Origin of the sequence: Paeniglutamicibacter sp. MACA_103 (assembly GCF_045798555.1) — a bacterium.
Classification (GTDB): Bacteria; Actinomycetota; Actinomycetes; order Actinomycetales; family Micrococcaceae; genus Paeniglutamicibacter.
Window position 1 is genome coordinate 1 of the sequence record NZ_JBIXLN010000003.1, and the last position, 20,697, is coordinate 20,697.

Sequence of the window (20,697 nt, forward strand, 5' to 3'; positions counted from 1 at the left end):
CGAGCGCGTGATCATCCTGTCCTCCTCGCCGACCATCGTGCAGGAGGACATCGTGATCGACCTTCCGGCCGAACGCGACCAGCTCGAGACCCGCTCCCTGCCGCGCTTCACCGAGCTGCGGCACCACGTCTACGCGGAAATCCAGAAGGCCAAGCAGGGCCACCGCCCCGAGGAAGCCATCACCATGGCGGTGCAGAGTTCCAGCTAGGTTTCACTCCGCATGCCATTGTTGGCGCCCGCAACCGGCCAGACGCCAAGGTTTTCTAAAACCAAATATCCGTTCAGGCAGCATCACCCACGACAACCAGTGGACAATGCGCAGGGGGCGCAATGTTCCGCGGGATCGGCGTTGCCGAACATCTTGGGAAGTGCACCCCGGCGCTCCGGTTGCCGGACTCGGCCCGGACGCAGCCTTTGGATGAATGGACCAATGGATTGGACGATCTGTCCGAGACTCCTGTCACTTCCCTTGCGTAGTGTGAGCTGGGTCGTACACACGGAAGGAACCGCGATGACCAGCAGTCACACGCAAGGCACCACCGAAACACCGAAACTCAAGAAGGTCCTGGGCCGTTGGGACACCCTCGCCATCGGCGTGGGCGCCATGATCGGCTTCGGCTGGGTGGTGCTCACGGGTGACTGGATCACCACCGCCGGCCCGCTCGGCGCCTCCCTGGCCATGGTCGTCGGCGGCGGCATCATGGCCGTGGTCGGGTTGACCTACGCCGAACTGGTCGCGGCGATGCCCCGGGCCGGAGGCGAGCACAACTACCTGCTGCGCGCCATGGGCGCCCGCTGGTCCTTCGCCGGGTCCTGGGCCATCGTCGGCGGCTACATCACCATCGTCGCCTTCGAGGCGGTGGCCCTGCCCAAGACGGCGCTCTACCTCTTCCCCGACCTGAACCGCATCAAGCTCTGGGACATCGCCGGCTCCGAGGTCTACCTGACCTGGGCACTGGTCGGCGTGCTCGGCGCGGTGGTCATCACCGCCATCAACATCCGCGGCATCAAGACCGCCGGGGTGGTGCAGACCTTCGTGGTGCTCTTCCTCTTCGCCATCGGCGCGGTGCTGCTCTTCGGTTCCTTCACCGGCGGATCCACCCAAACCATGGAGCCGTTCTTCAGCAACGGGGTCGCCGGGTTCTTCGGGGTGATGATCATCGTGCCGTTCATGTTCGTGGGCTTCGACGTCATCCCGCAATCGGCCGAGGAATGCGACATCGAACCGCGGCGCATCGGCAAGTACGTCGTGATCGCCGTCCTCATCGCCACCGCCTGGTACGTCATGGTCATCCTGGCCACCTCCTCCGGCATGGGCGCCGCGGCGCTGGCCGGCTCCGAACTGGCCACCGCCGATGCCATGGGCGCGCTCTTCGGCTCGGAGATGATGGCCAAGGTGCTGATCTCCGGCGGCATCGCCGGAATCCTCACCTCCTGGAACTCGCTGCTGATGGGCGCCTCCCGTCTCCTCTACGCCATGGCCGGCTCCGGCATGCTGCCGGGTTGGTTCGCGAAGCTGCACCCCAAGTACGGCACCCCGGTCAACGCCCTGCTGTTCATCGGCGGGCTCTCGGTGCTCGCCCCGTTCTTCGGTTCGGCCATGCTCGGCTGGCTGGTCGACTCCGGGTCGCCCTCGATCGTGATCGCCTACCTGCTGGTCGGGGTCGCCTTCGTGATCCTGCGCCGGCGCGAACCGATGATGGAGCGCCCGCTGCGCATCGGCGGGAAGGGCAACTTCGGCCAGGTCATCGGCCTGACCTCGGTGCTTTTCTGCGCGGGGCTGATCAGTCTCTACCTGCCGGGCATGCCCGCGGCCATCGGCATCCAGCCGTGGCTGCTCTTCCTGGCCTGGTGGGTCCTGGGCGTCATCTTCCTGCTGCGCGTTCCGCGCGGTGTGGTCCCGGGCATCGACGCCGAGGAGGAACTGCTCACCCGCCTGGCGATGCGCAAGGCCGCCAAGGCGGAGGCCGTCTACGGCCAGGCCCCGCAGGAGGCGCCGGCCAGGAACAACGTGAAGGACTCGGAACACGCATGAACAAGATCCGTCCCCTCGAGGGAATCATCGTCGCGGACTTCTCCCGCGTCCTGGCCGGACCGCTGTGCACCATGACGCTGGCCGACATGGGTGCAACCGTCATCAAGGTCGAGCGTCCCGGGACCGGGGACGACACCCGCAGCTGGGGCCCGCCGTTCTCCGCCACCGGCTCCACCTACTTCGAGTCGGTGAACCGCAACAAGCAGTCGGTCGCCCTGGACCTCACCGATCCGGCGGACCGCGAGGTGGCACGGGAATTGGCGCTGCGCGCCGACGTGCTGGTGGAGAACTTCAAGCCCGGCGGCATGGACAAGCTGGGCCTGGGGTATGCGGAGCTCGCGGCACTCAACCCGGGGCTGGTCTATGCCTCGATCTCCGGATTCGGGTCCGCCGGCGGGGCGCACCTGCCCGGCTACGACTTCATCGTCCAGGCCCTGGGCGGGCTGATGTCCATCACCGGCGAGGCCGGGGAGGAGCCCATGAAGGCAGGGGTCGCGCTGGTGGACGTGCTCACCGCCAAGGACGCAAGCATCGGGGTGCTGGCGGCGCTGCACGCCCGCGCCTCCTCCGGAACCGGCGCCCACGTGGAGGTCAACCTGCTCTCCAGCTTGCAGGGCGCGCTGGCCAACCAGGGCCAGGCCTACCTGGGGGCGGGCAAGGTTGCCTCGCGCATGGGCAACGAGCATCCCTCGATCGTGCCCTACCAGCTGCTCTCATGCGCCGACGGATCGGTGGCGGTGGCCTGCGGCAACGACGGCCAGTTTGCCAGGCTCTGCGCCGAGATCGGGCAACCGGAGCTGGCCAAGGACGCCCGCTTCGCCACCAACTCGGCCCGCGTGGCCCATCGCGCGGAGCTCATCCCGTTGCTCGAAGACGCGCTGGGCGCGGACACCGGGGCGAGGTGGCAGACCCGGTTCACCGCCGTGGGCGTGCCCGCGGGCAAGGTCGCGGGCATCGACGAGGGCCTGGACTACGCCGAATCCCTGGGACTGGACCCGGTCATCGAGGTGCACAACGCGCAGGGGGACACCGTGGGCAGGCAGGTGCGCCACCCCATCACCTGGACCCCGGCGCTGGATGCCCCTGCCATGGCGCCGCCGCAGCTGGGCGAACACACCGAAGCCGTCCGGGCCTGGCTGGGCAGCGACGCGGAATCGATGGCGGAGTTCCAGGCCCTAGCCCAGCCCCGGCCCTGAGGTCTCGCGGCGCAGCGCCAGCCACAGGTGCGCCGCGACATCCGGGTCGTCCAGGTCCACGCCGATGAGCGTGGTGGCCACCGAAATCCGGTGGCGCAGGGAATTGCGGTGGATGCCCAGGGCCCGTGCCGCATCCTCCCAGGTGCCGCGCGCCGCGAGGTAGGCGCGCACCGTGCCCAACAGGTCGGCGCGGTGGTAGTCGGCCAGCAGGCGAACCCAGCCGGCGGCCTTGGCATCCTCGCTGGCGTTGACCGCAACCAGCCGTCCGGCCGGGGCCTGCAGCGTGGCCCGGCGCAACACCGCAAGGTTGCCCGGGATCTCTCCCAAGCTCACGGGCTCGCCCAGCGCGGCGGCCAGCGATCCGGAGACCTCGGGGTCGGCCAGGGCAGGCAGCCCCAACAGGGCATCTTGCTCCAGGGACTCGCCGGGCCCGTCCGCGGGCTTGCTGCCGATCCCGGAGGCCGGCAGGACCAGGTACAGGATCTCGTCCTGGACGTGGCGCAGCGTGCAGGCATCCACCGCGGCGGACAGGTCCGGCAACCCCGGGTCCGCGAGAAGCCGCGCCGCTGCCCGTGCCGCCAGCCCCGGGTCGTCCCCGGATGAGAGCCTGATGCCCAGCAGGCGGACCCGGTTGGGAAGCTCGGCCAGTCCCAGGTCCTCGGCCACCATGTGCGCGGCCTCGGTCTGCCCGTGCAGCAGCAGCTTGGTCGTCGCGGCGCCCAGCGCATGGGCGGTGCCGACGACCACCTCGCGCTGCCTGGCCCGCAGGGCCAGCAACGTGGAGACCGTCATGATGATCTGCCGGTCGGCGCGGGTCAGCGTGCGCCCCGAGCCGATGCACAGGAACCCGTGGATCCGCGCACCAAGCAGGATCGGGTACAGCACCACGGGCTGGCCGTGGAGCTCAAAGGTGGCGGCCGAGGGGACGCCTGCCTTGTTGAAGCGAATCGACTCGGCGCGCAGGTCCTCGACCAGGGCGCTTGCGGAGGCGGGCCACACGGTCTCGGTTCCGGCATCCGCCGGAAGATAGGCGGCCCAGCCGCCGAGCGCCTGGGCGAGTCCGCGGACCACGGCGCTGGTGGCGTCGGGGCGCATGGCCGCCCTGGCCAGCGCCGTTTGCGTGCCGAGCGAATCCATGAGGTTGGCGGTGTCGTCCCGGGTGGACAGCCGCCAATACGCGCGCGAGACATGCTGGAACGGCACCCCGTCCGGGACGATCGCCAGCTCGATGCCCGCCGCGCGGCTGGCGGCCAGTACGTGCCCGGGCACCTGCTTCAGCCATGGGCCCAGGCCCAGGCCCACGGCACGAACCTCTTTTGCCCCGAGCCGCTTCATGTATGCGAGCGAGAGCGCCGCCGACTTTGCGAAGGGCATGCCGGTGGTCAGCAACAGCTCGCCGCCCTCCAGGTACGGGGTGGGGTCCTCCAGCTCGGAGACATGGACTCCCGTCACCGGCTTGGCGCTGAATTCGGCCCCGGGGCTGGGCACAAGTTCGGGTCCGAGTTCGGCACCCAACTGCAACAAGGAAATCATGGGTTGAATTATCCAACACAGAGGGTCGTGTTGGGCAAATCATCCAATGACGCGTGTCACGTTTTCGCATAGCGTGGAGCCCATGACCGAAACACTTCTGGCCGTTGACGCCGAGACGCTCCCGCAGACCCGCCACCTTGCCACCTCCATCCCCGGCCCGCGCTCCACGGCCATGCACGCCGAACGCACCGCACAGGTGACCAACGGCTTCGGCATCACCCTGCCGGTCTTCGTGGCCCGCGCGGACGGCGGAATCGTCGAGGACGTCGACGGCAACCGGCTCATCGACTTCGCCTCCGGCATTGCCGTGACCTCGCTGGGGGCCAGCAACAAGCGCGTGGCAGAACGCGTTGCCGCGCAGCTGGACGCCTTCACCCACACCTGCTTCATGGTCACCGAATACGAATCCTTCACCCAGGTCTGCAAGTGGCTCAACGCCAACACCCCCGGCGACTTCGACAAGCGCACCGGGCTGTTCTCCACCGGTGCCGAGGCCGTGGAAAACGCCATCAAGATCGCCCGGGCCGCCACCGGACGGCCCAACGTGCTGGTGTTCGACGAGGCCTACCACGGCCGCTCGCTGCTCACCATGGCCATGACCGCCAAGGTCAACCCCTACAAGCTGAACTTCGGTCCGCTTCCCGCGGAGATCATCCGCGCCGCCTCGGCCAACCCACTGCGTCCCGCCGAGGGCCTCGAATCCGGGGCCGAGGCGGCACTGGAATCCGTGGAGGCCACCATCCTGGAACACGGAGCGGACACCTTCGCCGCCATGGTCATCGAGCCGATCCAGGGCGAGGGCGGCTTCATCGTCCCGGCCGCCGGCTTCATCCCGGGCCTGCGCAAACTTGCCGACAAGTACGGCATCGTGCTGGTCATCGACGAGATCCAGGCCGGCATGGGCCGCACCGGAACGCTCTTCGCCTCCGAGCACGAGGGCGTTGCGGGGGACATGATCCTCACCGCCAAGGCACTGGCCAACGGCGTCCCGCTCTCCGCGGTCACCGGACGCACCGAGCTGATGAACGCGCCGCACGCGGGCGGCCTGGGCGGCACCTATGCCGGAAACCCGCTGGCCTGCGAGGCCGCGCTGGCGGTCTTCGAGCAGTTCGAGGACGGCACGCTGCTGGCCAACGCCCGCCGCATCGAGGCGGTCGCCCGCGAGATCCTTGAGCCGCTGCTTTCCTCCACCGGCATCGTTGCCGAGGTCCGCGGCCGCGGCGCGATGCTCGCCATCGAACTGGCCGACGCAGGGACCCTGGCCCCGCGCGCGGACCTGGCCAAGGAGATCTCCGCCGCCTGCCACGCCGCCGGTGTGCTCACCTTGACCTGTGGCACCCACGGCAACGTCGTGCGCCTGCTGCCCCCGCTGGTGATCGGCGAGGCGCTGCTGCGCGACGGGCTGGACGTGCTCGCCCGGGCAATCACCGACGCCGCCAACTAGCACCGGAACACTTCACCCCCCCCCGAACTTTTTGGAGAACACCATGACCCTCACCATGCACGACCACGAAACCCACCAGTTGGACCCGGCTGACCTGATCAACTTCGATGCGCTTCTCACCACCGAGGAGCTCGCGCTGCGTTCCAAGGTGCGGACCTTCGTCGAGGAGGCCATCAAGCCGAACATCGCTTCTTGGTACGCCGACGCGGTCTTCCCGCTGGAGATCGTCCCGGAAATGGCGAAGCTGGGCCTGCTGGGCATGCACCTGAAAGGCTACGGCTGCGCCGGGGCCACCGCGGTGGAGTACGGATTGGCAGGTTCCGAGCTGGAGGCAGGGGACTCGGGGCTGCGCACCTTCGTCTCGGTGCAGGGTTCGCTGGCCATGAGCGCGATCTACAAGCACGGCTCCGAGGAGCAGAAGCAGGAGTGGCTGCCGAAGATGGCGGCGGGCGAGGCCATTGGTTGCTTCGGTTTGACCGAGCCGACGGCCGGCTCTGACCCCTCGGCAATGAAGACCTTCGCCCGCAAGGACGGGAACGATTGGGTCATCAACGGCACCAAGCGCTGGATCGGGCTGGCCAACGTCGCCCAGGTCGCGGTCATCTGGGCGCAGACCGACGAGGGCATCCGCGGCTTCGTGGTGCCCACCCAGACCGCCGGGTTCAAGGCGACCCCGATCGAGCCCAAGCTCTCGATGCGCGCCTCCATCCAGTGCGAGATCGAACTGACCGACGTGCGCCTGCCCGCGACCGCGGTGCTGCCCAACGTCACGGGGCTCAAGGGCCCGTTCTCCTGCCTGAACGAGGCCCGCTACGGGATCATCTGGGGCGCCATGGGCGCGGCCCGCGACTCCTTCGAGGATGCGCTGGCGTACTCGCAGCAGCGCATGCAGTTCGACAAGCCGCTGGCCGGGTACCAGATGACCCAGCAGAAGCTGGTGGACATGGCCCTGGAAATCAACAAGGGCTACCTGCTGGCCCTGCACATCGGGCGCATGAAGGACGCCGGCACCCTGGATTTGCACCAGATCTCGGTGGGCAAGCTGAACAACTGCCGCGAGGCCATCAAGATCGCCCGCGAGGCCCGCACCATCCTGGGCGGCAACGGCATCACGCTGGAGTACTCGCCGCTGCGCCACGCCAACAACCTCGAATCCGTGCGCACCTACGAGGGCACCGACGAGGTCCACACGCTGATCCTGGGCAACAAGCTCACCGGCGTCCCGGCCTTCCGCTAAACACCCCCCACCATCGTTTCGAGAGGAACGCCATGACCGAAACCATGACGCATACCGACACCGTTCCGCTGCGCCTGCTCATTGACGGGCAATGGATCGACGGCGCCGGTGCGGGCCTGAAATCCACCTCGCCCGCGAACCCCGGGCACGTGGTCGCCGCCGGTGGCACCGCAACGGTGGACAACGTGCGCACCGCCATGGCGGCCGCGCGCGCGGCCGCCGCCGAATGGGCCGCAACCCCGATGGCCGAACGCGGGGCATACCTGGCCCGTGCCGCGGCGATCATCACGGCCAACGCCGACGCGTGGGGCGGCGAGCTGGCCCGCGAGGAAGGAAAGACCGCAGTTGAGGGCACCGGAGAGGTGCTGCGCGCCGCGCAGATCCTCTCTTATTACTCCGCCGAGTCCGACCGCCTGGCCGGGGAGGTCTTCTCCTCCCCGCGCCGCGGCGAGCAGATCCTGGTGACCCGCAAGCCGTTGGGCGTCGTGGGCGTCATCACCCCGTTCAACTTCCCCATTGCGATCCCGGCCTGGAAGATCGCCCCGGCACTGGTCTTCGGCAACACCGTGGTGTGGAAGCCCGCCTCCACCGTGCCGCTGCTGGCGATGCGGCTGGCCCAGGCCTTGGTGCAGGCGGGCCTGCCGGCCGGCGTGTTGAACCTGGTCATCGGATCCGGTGCGCTCGGAAACGAGATCGTGAACCACCCGGACCTTGACGGGCTCACCTTCACAGGTTCCACGGGCGTGGGCCGCAAGCTCGCCGCCGCAGCCGCCGGCGCCGGGGTCCCGATCCAGGCCGAAATGGGCGGCAAAAACGCCTCGGTCGTGCTCGATGACGCGGACGTGGAACTCGCCGTGGAACAGGTGCTCCTCGGCGCCTTCCGCTCCACCGGGCAGAAGTGCACCGCCACCTCGCGGCTGATCCTGCAGGAGAAAATCGCCGATGCGTTCCTGGCACGCTTGCGCGAACGCCTCACTGAGTGGAAAACCGGGGACCCGACGGATTCCTCCGTGCACATGGGGCCGGTGGTCTCGGGTGCGGCCGCGGAGCAGATCCGTGCCGGCATCGCCGCCTCGATCGCCCAGGGAGCAGTCGTCACCTTCGAAGGCGATGTCGCGGGCCTGGGGGACGCCTTCGTGGCCCCGACCGTCCTGGAGCTGCCGACCGGGGAGAACAATGCCTGGCGCGAGGAGTTCTTCGGTCCCGTGCTGGCCGTGCGCCGGGCGGCAACCACCGAGCAGGCGTTCGAGCTGGCCAACGATTCGGAATACGGACTGAGCTGTGCGCTGTTCACCCGGGACCTCTCCAAGGCGCTGGCGGCCATGGAACAAATCGACGTGGGCGTCCTGCACGTGAATTCGGAATCGGCAGGAGCGGACCCGCACGTGCCCTTCGGCGGGGCCAAGAAGAGCGGGTACGGGCCCAAGGAACAGGGCGGTGCGGCGAAGGAATTCTTCACCCACACCACCACGGTGTACCTGCGCGGGGCGTAGGAAACCAGGTTCGGGGCACCCGCCGTCATTCAGCCTGACCGGATGCGGCGGGTGCCCCGAGTCATGTCTAGGATAGGCAACGGGCATGGCAGAAACGTGAGCCAGCGAACAATTGACGAAAGTGCGGACCCAAGAATGAGCGTAGAGACCGGCATCGAGAACATTTCCACCATTCTGGTCATTGGCGCGGGGACCATGGGACGGCAGATCGCGATGACCGCGGCCCTGGCCGGGTACGCGACCACCATCCAGGACATCTCCGCCGACGGACTCGCTACGGCGCGCACTGAACTCGAGGGCTGGGCCGCCTCACGGGTGGCCAAGGGCAAGCTGGAGCAGGCTGCGGCCACCGCGGCGCTGGACGCGCTGGCCTACAGCACCGACCTGGACGAGGCTGCCGCCAACGCCGACTTCGTCATCGAGGCCGCCACCGAGCGCCTGGAGATCAAGACGGCGATCTTCGAAAAGCTCGGCGTGCTGGCCCCGGCCCACGCCATCCTGGCCACCAACTCCTCGACCCTCGGCTCCTCCAAGATCGCGGCGGCCACCGGGCGGCCGGCACAGGTGTGCAACATGCACTTCTTCAACCCGGCGCTGGTCATGAAGTGCGTGGAGGTCGTGCGCCACGGGGAAACCAGCGACGCGACCGTGGCCACCACCATGGAACTTGCGCGGCGCCTGGGCAAGGAGCCGGTGCTGATCAACCGCGAGATCCCCGGCTTCATCGCCAACCGCCTGATGGGGGCGATCCAGCGCGAGGCTCTCTTCCTGGCCGATGAGGGCATCGCCAGCATCGAGGACATCGACACCACCGCCCGCACGGCGCTCGGCCACCCGATGGGTCCGTTTGCGCTGATGGACATGGTCGGGCTGGACGTCATCGACTTCATCGCCCAGGCCACCCACGCGGAGACCGGCGCGGCCGAGGACGCCCCCAACGAGCGGATCGCGGCACTGGTGGCCGAGGGCAAGCTGGGCCGCAAGTCCGGCGCCGGGTTCTACGCCTACAACGGGTAGCAAGGAACCGCTTTATCCCGCCTCGGGTACTGCCGCGGGACGGGCGTCCGGGATTGAGTTGAACCAGCCAAATCGCCGACTTGGGGAAATCAGCTGGACAAAGACCTGGACACCCTTGCGACAGCGTTGTGCGCCTAGCCGGATGACTTTCTGAAGGGCCATACTAAACTTGCCCCGTGGCGGCCCGCAGTCGGGTTGCGACCGTGGATCACTGATGCAGGCCCTGCCTGGCTGGAATCGGGTGAAACGGCTGACGCGGGTACGTTCCAAGTGCTGGCAGTGTCGGGAAAGAGTGGGCCGGAGGACGAAATTTTCCCCCGGCCCTGCGGTCAACCGAGCCATCGGGACCGACCATCGGGACAAGACCACGACGCGGGACCTGTATGAAATAAACCCTTGATTCCAGGTGATTCAAATGGGCCGATTACTGTCCAAGTCGATTGAGCAGCTGCTCGTCGCGCCACGCGACACGGTCTTCCCAGCGATCCAGCGGCAGCATCTGGCGACGTTGAGAAGTTACCTCTGCGACCAAATCCGGGGTCCATTCCGACGTATCGCCTCGTTCTTGGCCCATCCGGCGATAGGTGGGGCCCATGTTCTTGGCGTGTGCCGAAATTCCGCCCCTGGTATTTAGGTCAACCGTTTCGAAGGGACCCATGAAGGTCCAGCGGCGTCCCAGCCCGTCGCGTACCACGGTGTCCACATCATCGACGCTCGCGACTCCATCTCTGACCAGCGCATAGGCCTCTCGCAGGATCGCGCCCTGCAGCCGATTAAAGATGAACCCTTCACATTCCTTGTTCACCAGCACGGGTGACATCCCGGCGCCGGCGTAGAGAGCCCGTGCTCGTTGCACAACCTCGGCACGGGTCTGTGGGTTGGGCACCAACTCAATGACCGGAATGGCAAATGGCGGGTTGCCCGGGTGCGCAACCAGTGCCCGGGACTCCACTCCAGTGCTACCCGCCGAAGTCGTCGTGGTCATGAACGATGATGAGGACGCCACTATGCACCGATCATCGGTAAGTTCGGCCAGCTGGGCAAACAATGGACGCTTGATGTCCTCACGCTCGGGAACACATTCCTGCACCAGGTCGGCACCGCTTACGGCATCGGAGATGTCTGCGATCACGCGCAACCGTTCCGAAATCGCTTCAACCGGCTCCTCGAGCAACCCGTAAGATTCCAGGGTTCGGAGCCGGGCTGTCAGTTCCCCAGGAATGGCCGAGCGGCGGGTCGGATCGGGATCGGTAATGGTCGTCGAGTATCCGGCGCGCGTGAATACCACCGCGAACCCGACGCCGATGGAACCGCCACCGATGATCGCGGTCTTCAGCGCTGGAAACTTCCTAGCCATGGTGTGCTCCTATGGTCATTCCGCCACAAACGTAGAGCGTCTGGCCAGTGACAAATCCCGAACGATCATCGAGTAGGTAACTGACCGCATGTGCAACATCCCGGGGGGTTCCCATCCGGCGCACGGGAACAGAGCCGAGGATGGCCTGGGTTTCCTGGGAATCAGCGGGGTTGGCTTTGCTAAAGAGATCAGTGGCAATCGGTCCCGGACCAACCGCATTGGCAGTGATTCCATGGGCACCTTCTTCCAATGCCCAGGTTCGAGTCATTCCTTGCAAACCTGCCTTGGTAGCCGCGTAAGCCGTGCGCCGCTCTTTGCCAAGTGCCGCGCGCGACGACATGGCAACAATGCGGCCGAATCCCGCTTCCCGCATTCCCGGGAGCAATGCCTGTGCGCACAGGAAGGCACTACGCAGATTCAGCGCGACGGCAGCGTCAAACTCGTCCAGGGTCTGGTCTTCCAAGAGATTGGGGAACACCGCACCAACATTATTCACCAGACGCGTGATCGGACCGTCCTGCAATGCCACCCCGAGTGCGCTTCTCGTGGATTGCGCGTCCGATAGGTCACAAGGAATGGCCCCGGTGCCCGCACGATCCAGAATAATTGGCTGATAGCCGTCTTCCACGCACCGCTGGGCAATTGCTGCCCCAATCCCATTGGCACCACCGGTGATTAACACGCGCCGTGGTGCAGCTTTTTCTCTTGACATCAATTCCTCACTGTCCGAAATTTATCGCTATCGGACGATTATTTCCAGAACGCTCTTGGCCGGCCCGCTGCATGCATCGCAAGTGCCCGGTGGCGGCGGTGACGAACTGACCGGCCAAGAGCAATTAGGCCCGAACCGACGGCGCTTCGGCCATGAGGCGCTGCGCATCTCGGCTGGGGTTCATGAAGATCATTGCGATGATCGCGCCAACGATCGACACGAGCCCAAAGACTTGGAAGGACTGCGCATAGCCTGCGGCTGCGGTGGCTGCACCATCCACAATCGCACCGGTGATCGGGGGAGCCACGATGCCGGCGACTGCTTGAAGCGCCAGGAACACCCCAAGCGCACCGGCCACCTGGTCGGGAGGGCAGATCTGTGAAATTGCGGCGTTGGTGATTGGTGTGACGATGCAACCAACGCCGTAAGCGGCCGACACCACCAAAACCACGGTCATCGGAACATGGATCATCGGCAGGACGACCATTGTTGCACCGCAGAGCAGCAAGCCGACGCCCGGGACGATACCCCGGACGATCTTGGAGCTCACCCCGCGCACCATCAACTTGTCCGTGATCGCGGTGCTGACAAACATTGCGATCAGTGCGGCGATGCTCGGAAAGCCAAACATCGCTCCTGCCTGCAAACGGGTGAAGCCCAAGCCGACCTCGAAATAGGATGGGAGCCAGGTCAAGACGACGGTGATCAGGCCGTACATCGGCACGGCCGCAGCCAGAGCGCCAAGAAAGGTCCGGCTCAAGAAGATCCTGCTCCACTTGACTGCCGGCTTTTTTGCCTTGCCCTCAAGCTTAATCGCGGTGTTCTTGATAGCCGCGTAGGGGCCCGGCTTCCACACGAAGTACCAGAGGACACACCACAGAACGCCCAGACCGGCCAGCGCCAGGAACGAATAATGCCAACCGAAGCGGGCAATGATCAGGGCAAGCAACGGAGCCATGGCGATCTTGGCGGTCGAATTTGCTGCCGAGATGAAGGCACTTGGCAGTCCTCGCTTCTCCACCGGGTGCCAAGTGTAGGTTGCCGACAATACCAGTGCCCCGGAAGGCCCTTCGGCAAAGCCCAAGATTGCTCGCGTGACCAGGAGGACCGTGAAGCTGCCGACAACCACCATGGGCAACATCATGGCCGCCCAGATCAATGCCAATCCGATGAGGGCCCACTTCAGGCTGAACAACTTGTTGATCGAGCCAGCGAAGAATCCTCCAATGGTGAATGCGAAGAAGAAAACGCTGGCGGTAAGGCCGATCTGGCTTGAGGTCAGACCCAGTTCTTCCTTCAGCGGCTGGGCAACCAGCCCCAGCAGCAATTTGTCGCTGTAGTTGATGGTGTAAAGGGCCATGAGCACCATGGTTAGGCCCCATGCGGTAGCTCGCGACTCGGGATTCTTCCCGGGCAGGGTTCTCGGCGTCTTCGTGGTGACTTGCGATTGCTCCGGAGGGGATCCGTTCGTTACGTTTGACATTTTCTACTCCCGTTCGTGAATGTGGTTGCCGTCGTTTGGTTGGGACAGGCGACGGGTGTTAAGGGTGAGTTGGTATTTTGGGTCCTTGGTGAATCTCAGAGTCGTTCCAGGACCATGGCCATGCCCTGGCCGCCGGCCGTGCACATGGTTTCCAATCCGAACTGCTGGTCCGTGGATTGCAGGCCATTGATGAGCGTGGCTGTGATCCGTGCACCGGTCATGCCGAAGGGATGACCCAACGCGATCGCACCTCCATGGACATTGAGCTTGTCTTCCTCGATGTCCAGGGCGCGGGCGCTGCCGATGACCTGCACCGCGAAGGCCTCATTGATTTCAACGAGGTCGATGTCGCGCATACTTAACCCGGCGTGGGCAAGTGCCTGCTTGGAGGCCTCGATGGGGCCCAAACCCATGATCTCCGCCGACAGGGCCGATACTCCCGTGGAAACAATGCGGGCCAAGGGCTTGAGTCCCAGCGACTTCGCCTTGGCGCCGCTGAGGATGATCGCCGCGGCCGCACCGTCATTCAACGGGCAGGCATTGGCAGCGGTCACCGTCCCGTTCTCACGGAAGACCGGCTTCAGCCCGCTGACCGAATCGAGTGTCGTGCCAAACCGGGGGCCGTCATCCTTGGAGACAATCGTGCCATCGGGCAGCGTCAGCGGGGTGATCTCACGTTCGAAGAAGCCTGCCTTGATTGCTGCTTCGGCACGATTCTGGCTCAGTACCGCCCACTGGTCCTGCTCTTCTCGGCTGATGCGAAGATGCTGTGCGACATTTTCGGCCGTTTGTCCCATGGAGATATATGCGTCGGGTACGAATCCCAGTTCGCGAGGATCTTGCCAGATGCCATCACCGGTTGCCAACCGGGCCGTTCGTTCTGCAGCCTGGCTGAACCGCGGGTTCTTGGTGTCCGGCCATGCATCCGAGGTTCCTTTGCCGAACCGGGACACCGCTTCAGCACCGGCGGAGATGAAGGCATCGCCCTCTCCCGCCTTGATGGCGTGGAAGGCCATGCGGCTGGTTTGCAACGATGAGGCGCAGTAGCGTTGCACTGTCGTGGCAGGAATCCAATCCAGCCCAAGGATCTCGGCGACGATGCGCCCCACGTTGAATCCGGTCTCTCCGCCGGGCTGGCCGCATCCCATCATCAAATCGTTGATGAGATGCGTATCTAGTTCCGGAACCTGGTCAAGGGCAGCTCGAACCATCTGCGCTGCCATCTCGTCGCCGCGCAAGCTTGCCAGCGAGCCCTTGTGGGCTCGCCCGATAGGGGAGCGGGCAATGGAGACGATTACTGCGTCGTTGTCCTTGATCGCACTCATGCTGGTTGTTCCGTCGTTTCCAGCTGCGCACCGGGAATCAGGCTGATGAATTCGGCGATACACACCGGCTTGGCGATGCCGTCTGCTTCGAGACGCACTTCGAACTTCAGCTGGATCCCGGCTCGTACCGATTCAACTGACTTCAAAGTCGTAAAACCGCGCAACACCGAGTCCACCGGAACGGAAGCCGGGAATCGTACTCGGTCCAATCCGTAGTTCAGGCGGCTCTTTGCATCCGGAATGCTCAGCAGCTGCTGGTTCACGCCGGCGATCAAGGAGAGCACCAGGAACCCATGGGCAATGGTGGAGCCGGCGGGAGTTGCGGCGGCCTTTTCAGGGTCCGTGTGGATCCACTGCCAGTCGCCGGTCGCTTCGGCGAAGCGGTTGATCCTGTCCTGGGTAATGACCTCGTCGGACGACGGACCGAGTTCGACGCCTACTAAGTTGCGCAGCTCGGGGATGGCCACCGATGTCTGTTGCTGGGTGTTGATGGGGTTCATGATGCGAGTTCCTTTAGGTATTTCTTTGCAGTGAGCGGGCCTACTGCTTCGGCAACGAAGACGGTGCTTCCGGAGCTGGTTCGCGCCTCGAATGAGCAGTGAACGTGAACCGTATCGCCGTTGGTCACCCGATGTGCGGTGGGGATGATGGTGACCGTTTCCCCGGTGATGCTGCTGCCCACGATCTTCGCGGCAAGCTTGCCGGAGCTTAGCCATTGGCTTGGCGAGGAGAATCGCGTCATGGTTTGGGAGGCAAGTTCGAAGAGATACATGCCCTGCAGGATCGTGCCCCCGAATTGTTCGGTGGCAATCCGCGAGTCGGTGTGGATTGGCCCGTCGGTAGCGGTCACGCGCCCAAATTCGTCAAGCAGCGACTGCACCACGACAAACTCGACGGTTTCCACCTGCCTCTTCGGGCCGGCCTGGCCGGGGTTTGTCCCTGAAGTGAACAACCCGAAATCGAATGAACGGCTGGTCGAGGAGTCGGGCTCCTCGGTTTTCCCTGGAACCACGAAGCTCTTGAAGGCGGAGATGACGTGGCGGGAGCCGGTAACGACGCGGCACTCCAGAGTGAAGTTCTTCCTTCCGCGGCGGACGCTCTTGTCGGCCACCAGGACCAGCACGGTTGCCGGCTGATCTACCAATGCGGGAGCATGGAATTCCACGGATTCCTTGGAATGCACGGTTCCCTGTGGGAGTTCGATAAAGTCCTTGACCGCATGCAGCGTGTCGTAGGCCAGGCTGGGCGCCGTCCCGTCGGTGTATACCTGCTGCTGCGGGTCGACGATGTGCGCGAACTCCCGTGTGTGCTCGGCGTCAAAGGTTGAGCGGAACACTCCGAGCGTTTCTCCGGTGACCATGCTGTCCCATGACAACTGAACTTTGGAAGACATTGGGGGTTACCTCCGGTAATGGTGGTTGGTTAGATCAGGTGATGGGGGGAGGGCAGGTCATTCTTGCGAATCTTGCCGGTTGCGGTCATCGGAAGTTCAGCCAGCAGGTGGACCCGTGGCACTTTGTAGGTAGCCATGGATTCCCGGGCCCAATCCTGAATCTGTTCCGCAGTGGCTGTTGATCCGGAATTCAGCTTCACGAACGCGTGAACACTCTGCCCGGTCTTCCCGTCGAGATGCCCCACGACGGCGACCGACTCGATGTCTGGGTTTCGTGACATCAAGACCTCTACCTCGCTGGGAAAGACGCTCATGCCGTTGACCTTGAGCATTTCCTTCTGGCGTCCCAGGTAGTGCAGTGCACCATCGGCGGAGAGCTTGCCGGTGTCTCCGGTGAATACCCAGCCGTCCCTGAGCACGGCGGCGTTTTCCCCGGCGACTTGCCAGTAACCCTTGAAATTCGAGGGGGAGCGCAGGACGATTTCGCCGGCTTCCCCGAGCGGTTTCGGCTCTCCGGTTGCCGGATCGACGATGATGAAATCCGTGCCGGGCATGGGCAGGCCCACGAAGACCGGCTCACTGAGAAGATCAAAGTCGTCGACTTCGAGTCCCGTGGTAAACGTATTGGAAGTATGTGACTCGGTCATTCCGAAACTGGATTCCCGCAGCACGCTGTTGCCTCCGGTGGCGCCTTCCCACTGGCGACGAATGTCCATGGACAGCCGGCGGGAGAAGGACATGGCGCGCAGGTGACGCAGCGAGCCGAGCTGCCGGGCGCTGTCTTCGGAGTTTTCCAAGAGTTCGAGGAAACTTTCCACGACCCCGCTCATGGCGGTCACCCGGTACTTCTCGATGGCCTGCAGACCGGCGGTAACATCCCAGCGCGCCAACAGGACAATCGTTGCTCCGGCAAAGAGGGGTGCGAGGATGCCATTGTTCTCACCGGAGATCCAGAAGATCGGGGTGAATGCGATGACCGCCTCATGTTCCACAGCCTCGGGGCCAATCAATCCCCATGCGATGGCGCAGTTGTGTCCCGCTACCACCATGTTGCGTTGCGTGTGCATGCAACCCTTGGGCTCGCCGGTGGTCCCACCGGTATAGTTCAGTGCCGCAAGCGCGTCGGGATCCATCTCCACCGGGGTAAGCGTCTGTCCGGAAATGAGACCTTCCCAAACGTTCTCGGTTGACTCGGTGGTGGTGTCAGGCGCAAGGAACTTGGGCAGTCGAATGGTTGGTTCATTCGGGACGAGGTCCTGAATATTGATCGGTGCGATGTGCCGTACGGTGGTCATATCCGCTGCACTTACAACGTTCATGAGGTAATTGGGAGCAACAAGGACACTAATGGCCGCGTCGTTGGCCTCGTACTCTAGTTCGCTGCGCTTGAACATCGGGTTGATCGGAACGTGAACGGCTCCGGCCTTGAGCGTTCCCAGCATGAGAACTATGAATTGCGGGCAATTGGGCAGGAATAGTCCGACCCGGTCACCGGGACGAACCTTATGGCGTTGCAACCATCCGGCAAAGCTGTCGCTCCACTGGTCAAGTTGGGCGTAGGTGATGTTGGTGCCGTAGAACTGGATGGCCGTGCGATCCGAGTAGTCGCGTGCGTTGCGCCGGAATATCTCGATGAATGTTTGGCCCTCGAGCTCCTGCGGGAAATCCCGAGGGATGTGAGTCGGCCAGATCGCTTCCTGGAGCTGACGGATTTCCCTAAGTTGTGCCTCGACCCGGAGGATCCACTGCTGGTCGTTAGATGTGGCGCCCACCGGCAACCTCCACAACGATTCCGGTGATGTAGCTGCTCAAATCAGAGCCGAGGAAAAGGGCGGCGTTGGCGATGTCACGTGGATCGCCGGCACGGCCCAACGGGATTTCCTTCTCGCGGGCGGCAAAGATGTCTGCGGGCATTGCTGCGGTCATCGCCGTCTTAATCAGGCCCGGCTGGATCGCATTGACGCGTACGCCCTTGAACCCAACTTCCTTTGCTGCGGACTTGGTAAGACCGACGATACCTGCCTTGGCTGCGGCGTAGTTGGTCTGGCCGATGTTTCCGACCTTTCCGGACATCGAGGACATATTCACGATGGAACCGTGACCCTGCTCTCGCATGATGTCGGAGGCTGCCTTGGTGCCAAGCCAGCATCCAAGCAGGTGGACCTGAATGACTTGGTTGAACTGGTCCAGGCTCATCTTGCGCATGGTGGCATCGCGGGTGATACCTGCGTTGTTAACCATGACGTCCAGTGAGCCGAATTCGGTAACTGCACCGTTTACAAGTGCTCGAACGTCTTCCTCGTTGGTGACGTCACAGCCGATCGCCTTGGCCTGGAAGCCTGCATCGTTGAGTTCTTGAGCGGCTTTCTGTGCGCCTTTTATATTGACGTCCGAGACGACAACCTTGGCTCCCTGCTCGGCAAATACCTGACTGATTTCGCGGCCAATACCTTGGCTGGCACCCGTAACAACCGCAACTTTTCCATCGAGCATTTTCATGGATTCTCCTGATTTGTGGCTTTGACTAGAGATGGACGCGACTGAGATCTAGCACTCAGTCGGTGGTGACTGAAGCCATACCATCGCTCGTTCTTTATACAATATATGATATTCGAAATTTGGCAACACTTTGCTAGGGGAGGCGCGATCGGCCCTTTTCTGGCAATCCAGGTTGCCCAAGCTTGTGGGACTGGTTCCTGGGTAAGCGGGATGGCCGCGCTAGGATATTAGATATGTCTTATAGGAAATTGTCGTGAGCCAGTCCATGCCGTCGGGGATTCTTCAGCCTAAGCAGCTCAGTAACCACATTGCGGAGCGCATTCGCGCCGACATTCTCGGAGGCGTGAGACATCCTGGCGAGTTTTTGCGCCTTGATGAGGTTGCCCAGCAGCTCGGCGTAAGTGTTACTCCGGTCCGTGAGGCGCTCATGGGCCTTAGTGTCGAGGGGTTTGTTCGACATGCGGAGCGACGTGGCTTCATTGTGTCTGCGTTGAAGCGCGGAGACCTTGAGGATCTCTACACGCTGCTTGCGGAAGTGTCCGGACGCCTGACCGAGCGTGCGGCTACAGCTGCGACGCCCCACGATATTGAACAGCTAGAGATCGTTCACAAGCGAATGATCCGGGCCGCCGAGCTTGAGGATTTCGAAAATGTCGAACGGGCGAACGACGAATTTCACCGAATAATCAACAGGGCGGCGGACTCGGCCAAATTGGCGTGGATTCTCCTGAGCATCCTTAAGTACGTCCCAACGCGCTTTTATGCCAACATTACTGGCCTGACGAACATGCTTATCGAGCAACATGGCAACATCCTCGAAGCGATCAAAGGCCAAGATCCCAAGGCTGCCTATGAGGCCATGTATGAGCACGAGCAGCTTGCCATGCGGGAAGTCATTGAGAATCTCGAGCGCCGGGGAATCTTCGAATTGGAACCACAGGAATAGCGATTCCGGCTCCCCCTGGCCCCCCACCCGCAGAATCATATAAAGTATATGAAGATGCCTCGTTGGATTCGCCCGCGGCAACCGTAACCAGAAATTGGGTCCCACTATGCATGCGACAGAGTATGAGGTCCGCGTTCCTGTTCGATGGTCGGACCAGGACATTAACGGGCACGTCAACAATGCCACCATCGTCACGCTGATCGAGGAATCTCGCATCCAGTGGTTGAACAGGGACGCCGAAGCCAAAGGGCTCGTGTTGTTCGCGGGCCCCAAAGTGGTTGTTTCCCTCAATGTGGACTACACAAATTCGGTAACCTCAAAGACCGATCTGAGCGTATCAATCTCAACCGAAAAAATCGGTGAGACGTCATTCACGTTGCGTTACCGCGGCATGCAAAATGGTCTCGAGGTATTCCGCGCCCGCACCGTCTTAGTCGCGCTGGACCCGGAAACGCAGAAGCCACGACCGATCTCCGCAGGCGAAGCCGCGTACCTTCAATCACGGCTTGTTCCAGCTGGCTGACAGCCCGTTCTGCGGGGCGTCTAAACGCCAGCCGTTTCAAGTTCGAGTTCCCTCGGTGAATCTTTGGGCCGGAAAGCGGGCAACGTATCGACCCGCTGACTAGGCTCCCAGATCTGGAACGCACGGCCGGAGGCTAGCCAAAGATCAAAGCTGAATTACCCAACTGCCTCATGGGATCTCCGCAAAAGTCCAGAGGCCTTCGGTCGCACCGACAGTCGAGCGTGATCGCGTGAGGCACCCCGGCGAACCGGGCAGCTCAATCAGCGTGACGTTTTCCAGAGGATGTTTTCTGGGGTGTGGTCGACGAAGTAGGCCAGCCTTCGGGGGCCTTGAAAGGGCGGAATGCTGGCAGTCAGTGTTCACCTGCGCCGGAAAGCCCGTAGATGCGGGTCCTGTCACAAGGGAGGAGCCGCTCGCGCGAGTTTCCGTTGCCTGCGATGCGGGTTCGCCAGTCGAGGGCGTCCGTTGAAGCGAAAGGCTCGCCAGCTCGCCCCTCGACATCGA

Annotated in this window: 17 protein-coding genes and 1 pseudogene; 9 read left to right on the forward strand and 9 right to left on the reverse strand. The window is 63.6% G+C overall.

Annotated features, from left to right (window positions below; translation table 11 throughout):
- The 3 genes and pseudogenes from ACIPVK_RS01880 to ACIPVK_RS01890 form a co-directional block, all read left to right on the forward strand.
- Window positions 1-208, forward strand: a pseudogene (locus tag ACIPVK_RS01880) (ABC transporter ATP-binding protein); the annotation flags it as partial.
- A 303-nt stretch (window positions 209-511) separates the two neighbouring features.
- Window positions 512-2,035, forward strand: a complete 1,524-nt coding sequence (locus ACIPVK_RS01885) for an APC family permease (RefSeq protein ID WP_407610286.1) — start codon at window positions 512-514, stop codon at window positions 2,033-2,035.
- The gene (locus tag ACIPVK_RS01890) at window positions 2,032-3,231 is read left to right on the forward strand and encodes a CaiB/BaiF CoA transferase family protein (RefSeq protein ID WP_407610287.1); all 1,200 of its coding nucleotides are present in this window, start codon (window positions 2,032-2,034) and stop codon (window positions 3,229-3,231) included. Before ACIPVK_RS01885 ends, ACIPVK_RS01890 begins: the two co-directional genes overlap by 4 nt.
- Here ACIPVK_RS01890 and ACIPVK_RS01895 read toward each other — a convergent pair.
- A complete protein-coding gene (locus tag ACIPVK_RS01895) occupies window positions 3,211-4,764 on the reverse strand; it encodes a PucR family transcriptional regulator (protein WP_407610288.1) in 1,554 nt (517 codons plus the stop codon). The genes ACIPVK_RS01890 and ACIPVK_RS01895 overlap by 21 nt on opposite strands.
- Before the next feature lie 82 nt (window positions 4,765-4,846).
- On the opposite strand from ACIPVK_RS01895, the gene ACIPVK_RS01900 reads away from it, so the two are divergent.
- The 4 genes from ACIPVK_RS01900 to ACIPVK_RS01915 all read left to right on the forward strand — a co-directional run bounded on the left by ACIPVK_RS01900 (window position 4,847) and on the right by ACIPVK_RS01915 (window position 9,955).
- Window positions 4,847-6,208: an aminotransferase class III-fold pyridoxal phosphate-dependent enzyme gene (locus tag ACIPVK_RS01900; RefSeq protein WP_407610289.1), complete on the forward strand. Its 1,362-nt coding sequence runs from the start codon at window positions 4,847-4,849 to the stop codon at window positions 6,206-6,208.
- A 43-nt stretch (window positions 6,209-6,251) separates the two neighbouring features.
- The gene (locus tag ACIPVK_RS01905) at window positions 6,252-7,445 is read left to right on the forward strand and encodes an acyl-CoA dehydrogenase family protein (RefSeq protein ID WP_407610290.1); all 1,194 of its coding nucleotides are present in this window, start codon (window positions 6,252-6,254) and stop codon (window positions 7,443-7,445) included.
- A 32-nt stretch (window positions 7,446-7,477) separates the two neighbouring features.
- On the forward strand, window positions 7,478-8,938 hold the full coding sequence (locus ACIPVK_RS01910; RefSeq protein ID WP_407610291.1) for an aldehyde dehydrogenase family protein: 1,461 nt from the start codon (window positions 7,478-7,480) through the stop codon (window positions 8,936-8,938).
- Window positions 8,939-9,073: 135 nt separating this feature from the next.
- The gene (locus ACIPVK_RS01915) at window positions 9,074-9,955 is read left to right on the forward strand and encodes a 3-hydroxyacyl-CoA dehydrogenase family protein (protein WP_407610292.1); all 882 of its coding nucleotides are present in this window, start codon (window positions 9,074-9,076) and stop codon (window positions 9,953-9,955) included.
- A 424-nt stretch (window positions 9,956-10,379) separates the two neighbouring features.
- Here the strand turns inward: ACIPVK_RS01915 and ACIPVK_RS01920 are convergent, their stop codons facing one another.
- The 8 genes from ACIPVK_RS01920 to fabG form a co-directional block, all read right to left on the reverse strand.
- On the reverse strand, window positions 10,380-11,312 hold the full coding sequence (locus tag ACIPVK_RS01920) for a 3-hydroxyacyl-CoA dehydrogenase (RefSeq protein WP_407610293.1): 933 nt from the start codon (window positions 11,310-11,312) through the stop codon (window positions 10,380-10,382).
- A complete protein-coding gene (locus tag ACIPVK_RS01925) occupies window positions 11,305-12,024 on the reverse strand; it encodes an SDR family NAD(P)-dependent oxidoreductase (RefSeq protein WP_407610294.1) in 720 nt (239 codons plus the stop codon). The genes ACIPVK_RS01920 and ACIPVK_RS01925 overlap by 8 nt, the downstream gene beginning before the upstream one ends.
- A gap of 124 nt (window positions 12,025-12,148) precedes the next feature.
- Window positions 12,149-13,393, reverse strand: a complete 1,245-nt coding sequence (locus ACIPVK_RS01930) for an MFS transporter (RefSeq protein ID WP_407610295.1) — start codon at window positions 13,391-13,393, stop codon at window positions 12,149-12,151.
- Window positions 13,394-13,602: 209 nt separating this feature from the next.
- Window positions 13,603-14,832: an acetyl-CoA C-acetyltransferase gene (locus ACIPVK_RS01935; RefSeq protein ID WP_407610296.1), complete on the reverse strand. Its 1,230-nt coding sequence runs from the start codon at window positions 14,830-14,832 to the stop codon at window positions 13,603-13,605.
- Entirely contained in the window at window positions 14,829-15,332 is a 504-nt protein-coding gene (locus ACIPVK_RS01940) for a MaoC family dehydratase (RefSeq protein WP_407610297.1), read from the reverse strand. The genes ACIPVK_RS01935 and ACIPVK_RS01940 overlap by 4 nt, the downstream gene beginning before the upstream one ends.
- Window positions 15,329-16,225, reverse strand: a complete 897-nt coding sequence (locus tag ACIPVK_RS01945) for a hypothetical protein (RefSeq protein ID WP_407610298.1) — start codon at window positions 16,223-16,225, stop codon at window positions 15,329-15,331. The genes ACIPVK_RS01940 and ACIPVK_RS01945 overlap by 4 nt, the downstream gene beginning before the upstream one ends.
- 29 nt (window positions 16,226-16,254) lie before the next feature.
- Entirely contained in the window at window positions 16,255-17,997 is a 1,743-nt protein-coding gene (locus ACIPVK_RS01950) for an AMP-binding protein (RefSeq protein ID WP_407610299.1), read from the reverse strand.
- A complete protein-coding gene (gene fabG / locus ACIPVK_RS01955; protein ID WP_407610300.1) occupies window positions 17,981-18,724 on the reverse strand; it encodes a 3-oxoacyl-ACP reductase FabG in 744 nt (247 codons plus the stop codon). Before fabG ends, ACIPVK_RS01950 begins: the two co-directional genes overlap by 17 nt.
- Window positions 18,725-18,977: 253 nt before the next feature.
- On the opposite strand from fabG, the gene ACIPVK_RS01960 reads away from it, so the two are divergent.
- Window positions 18,978-19,670 (forward strand): GntR family transcriptional regulator, encoded by a 693-nt coding sequence (locus ACIPVK_RS01960; protein WP_407610301.1) that lies wholly within the window; start codon window positions 18,978-18,980, stop codon window positions 19,668-19,670.
- Window positions 19,671-19,776: 106 nt separating this feature from the next.
- Window positions 19,777-20,193, forward strand: a complete 417-nt coding sequence (locus tag ACIPVK_RS01965) for an acyl-CoA thioesterase (protein ID WP_407610302.1) — start codon at window positions 19,777-19,779, stop codon at window positions 20,191-20,193.
- Window positions 20,194-20,697 lie beyond the last annotated feature (504 nt).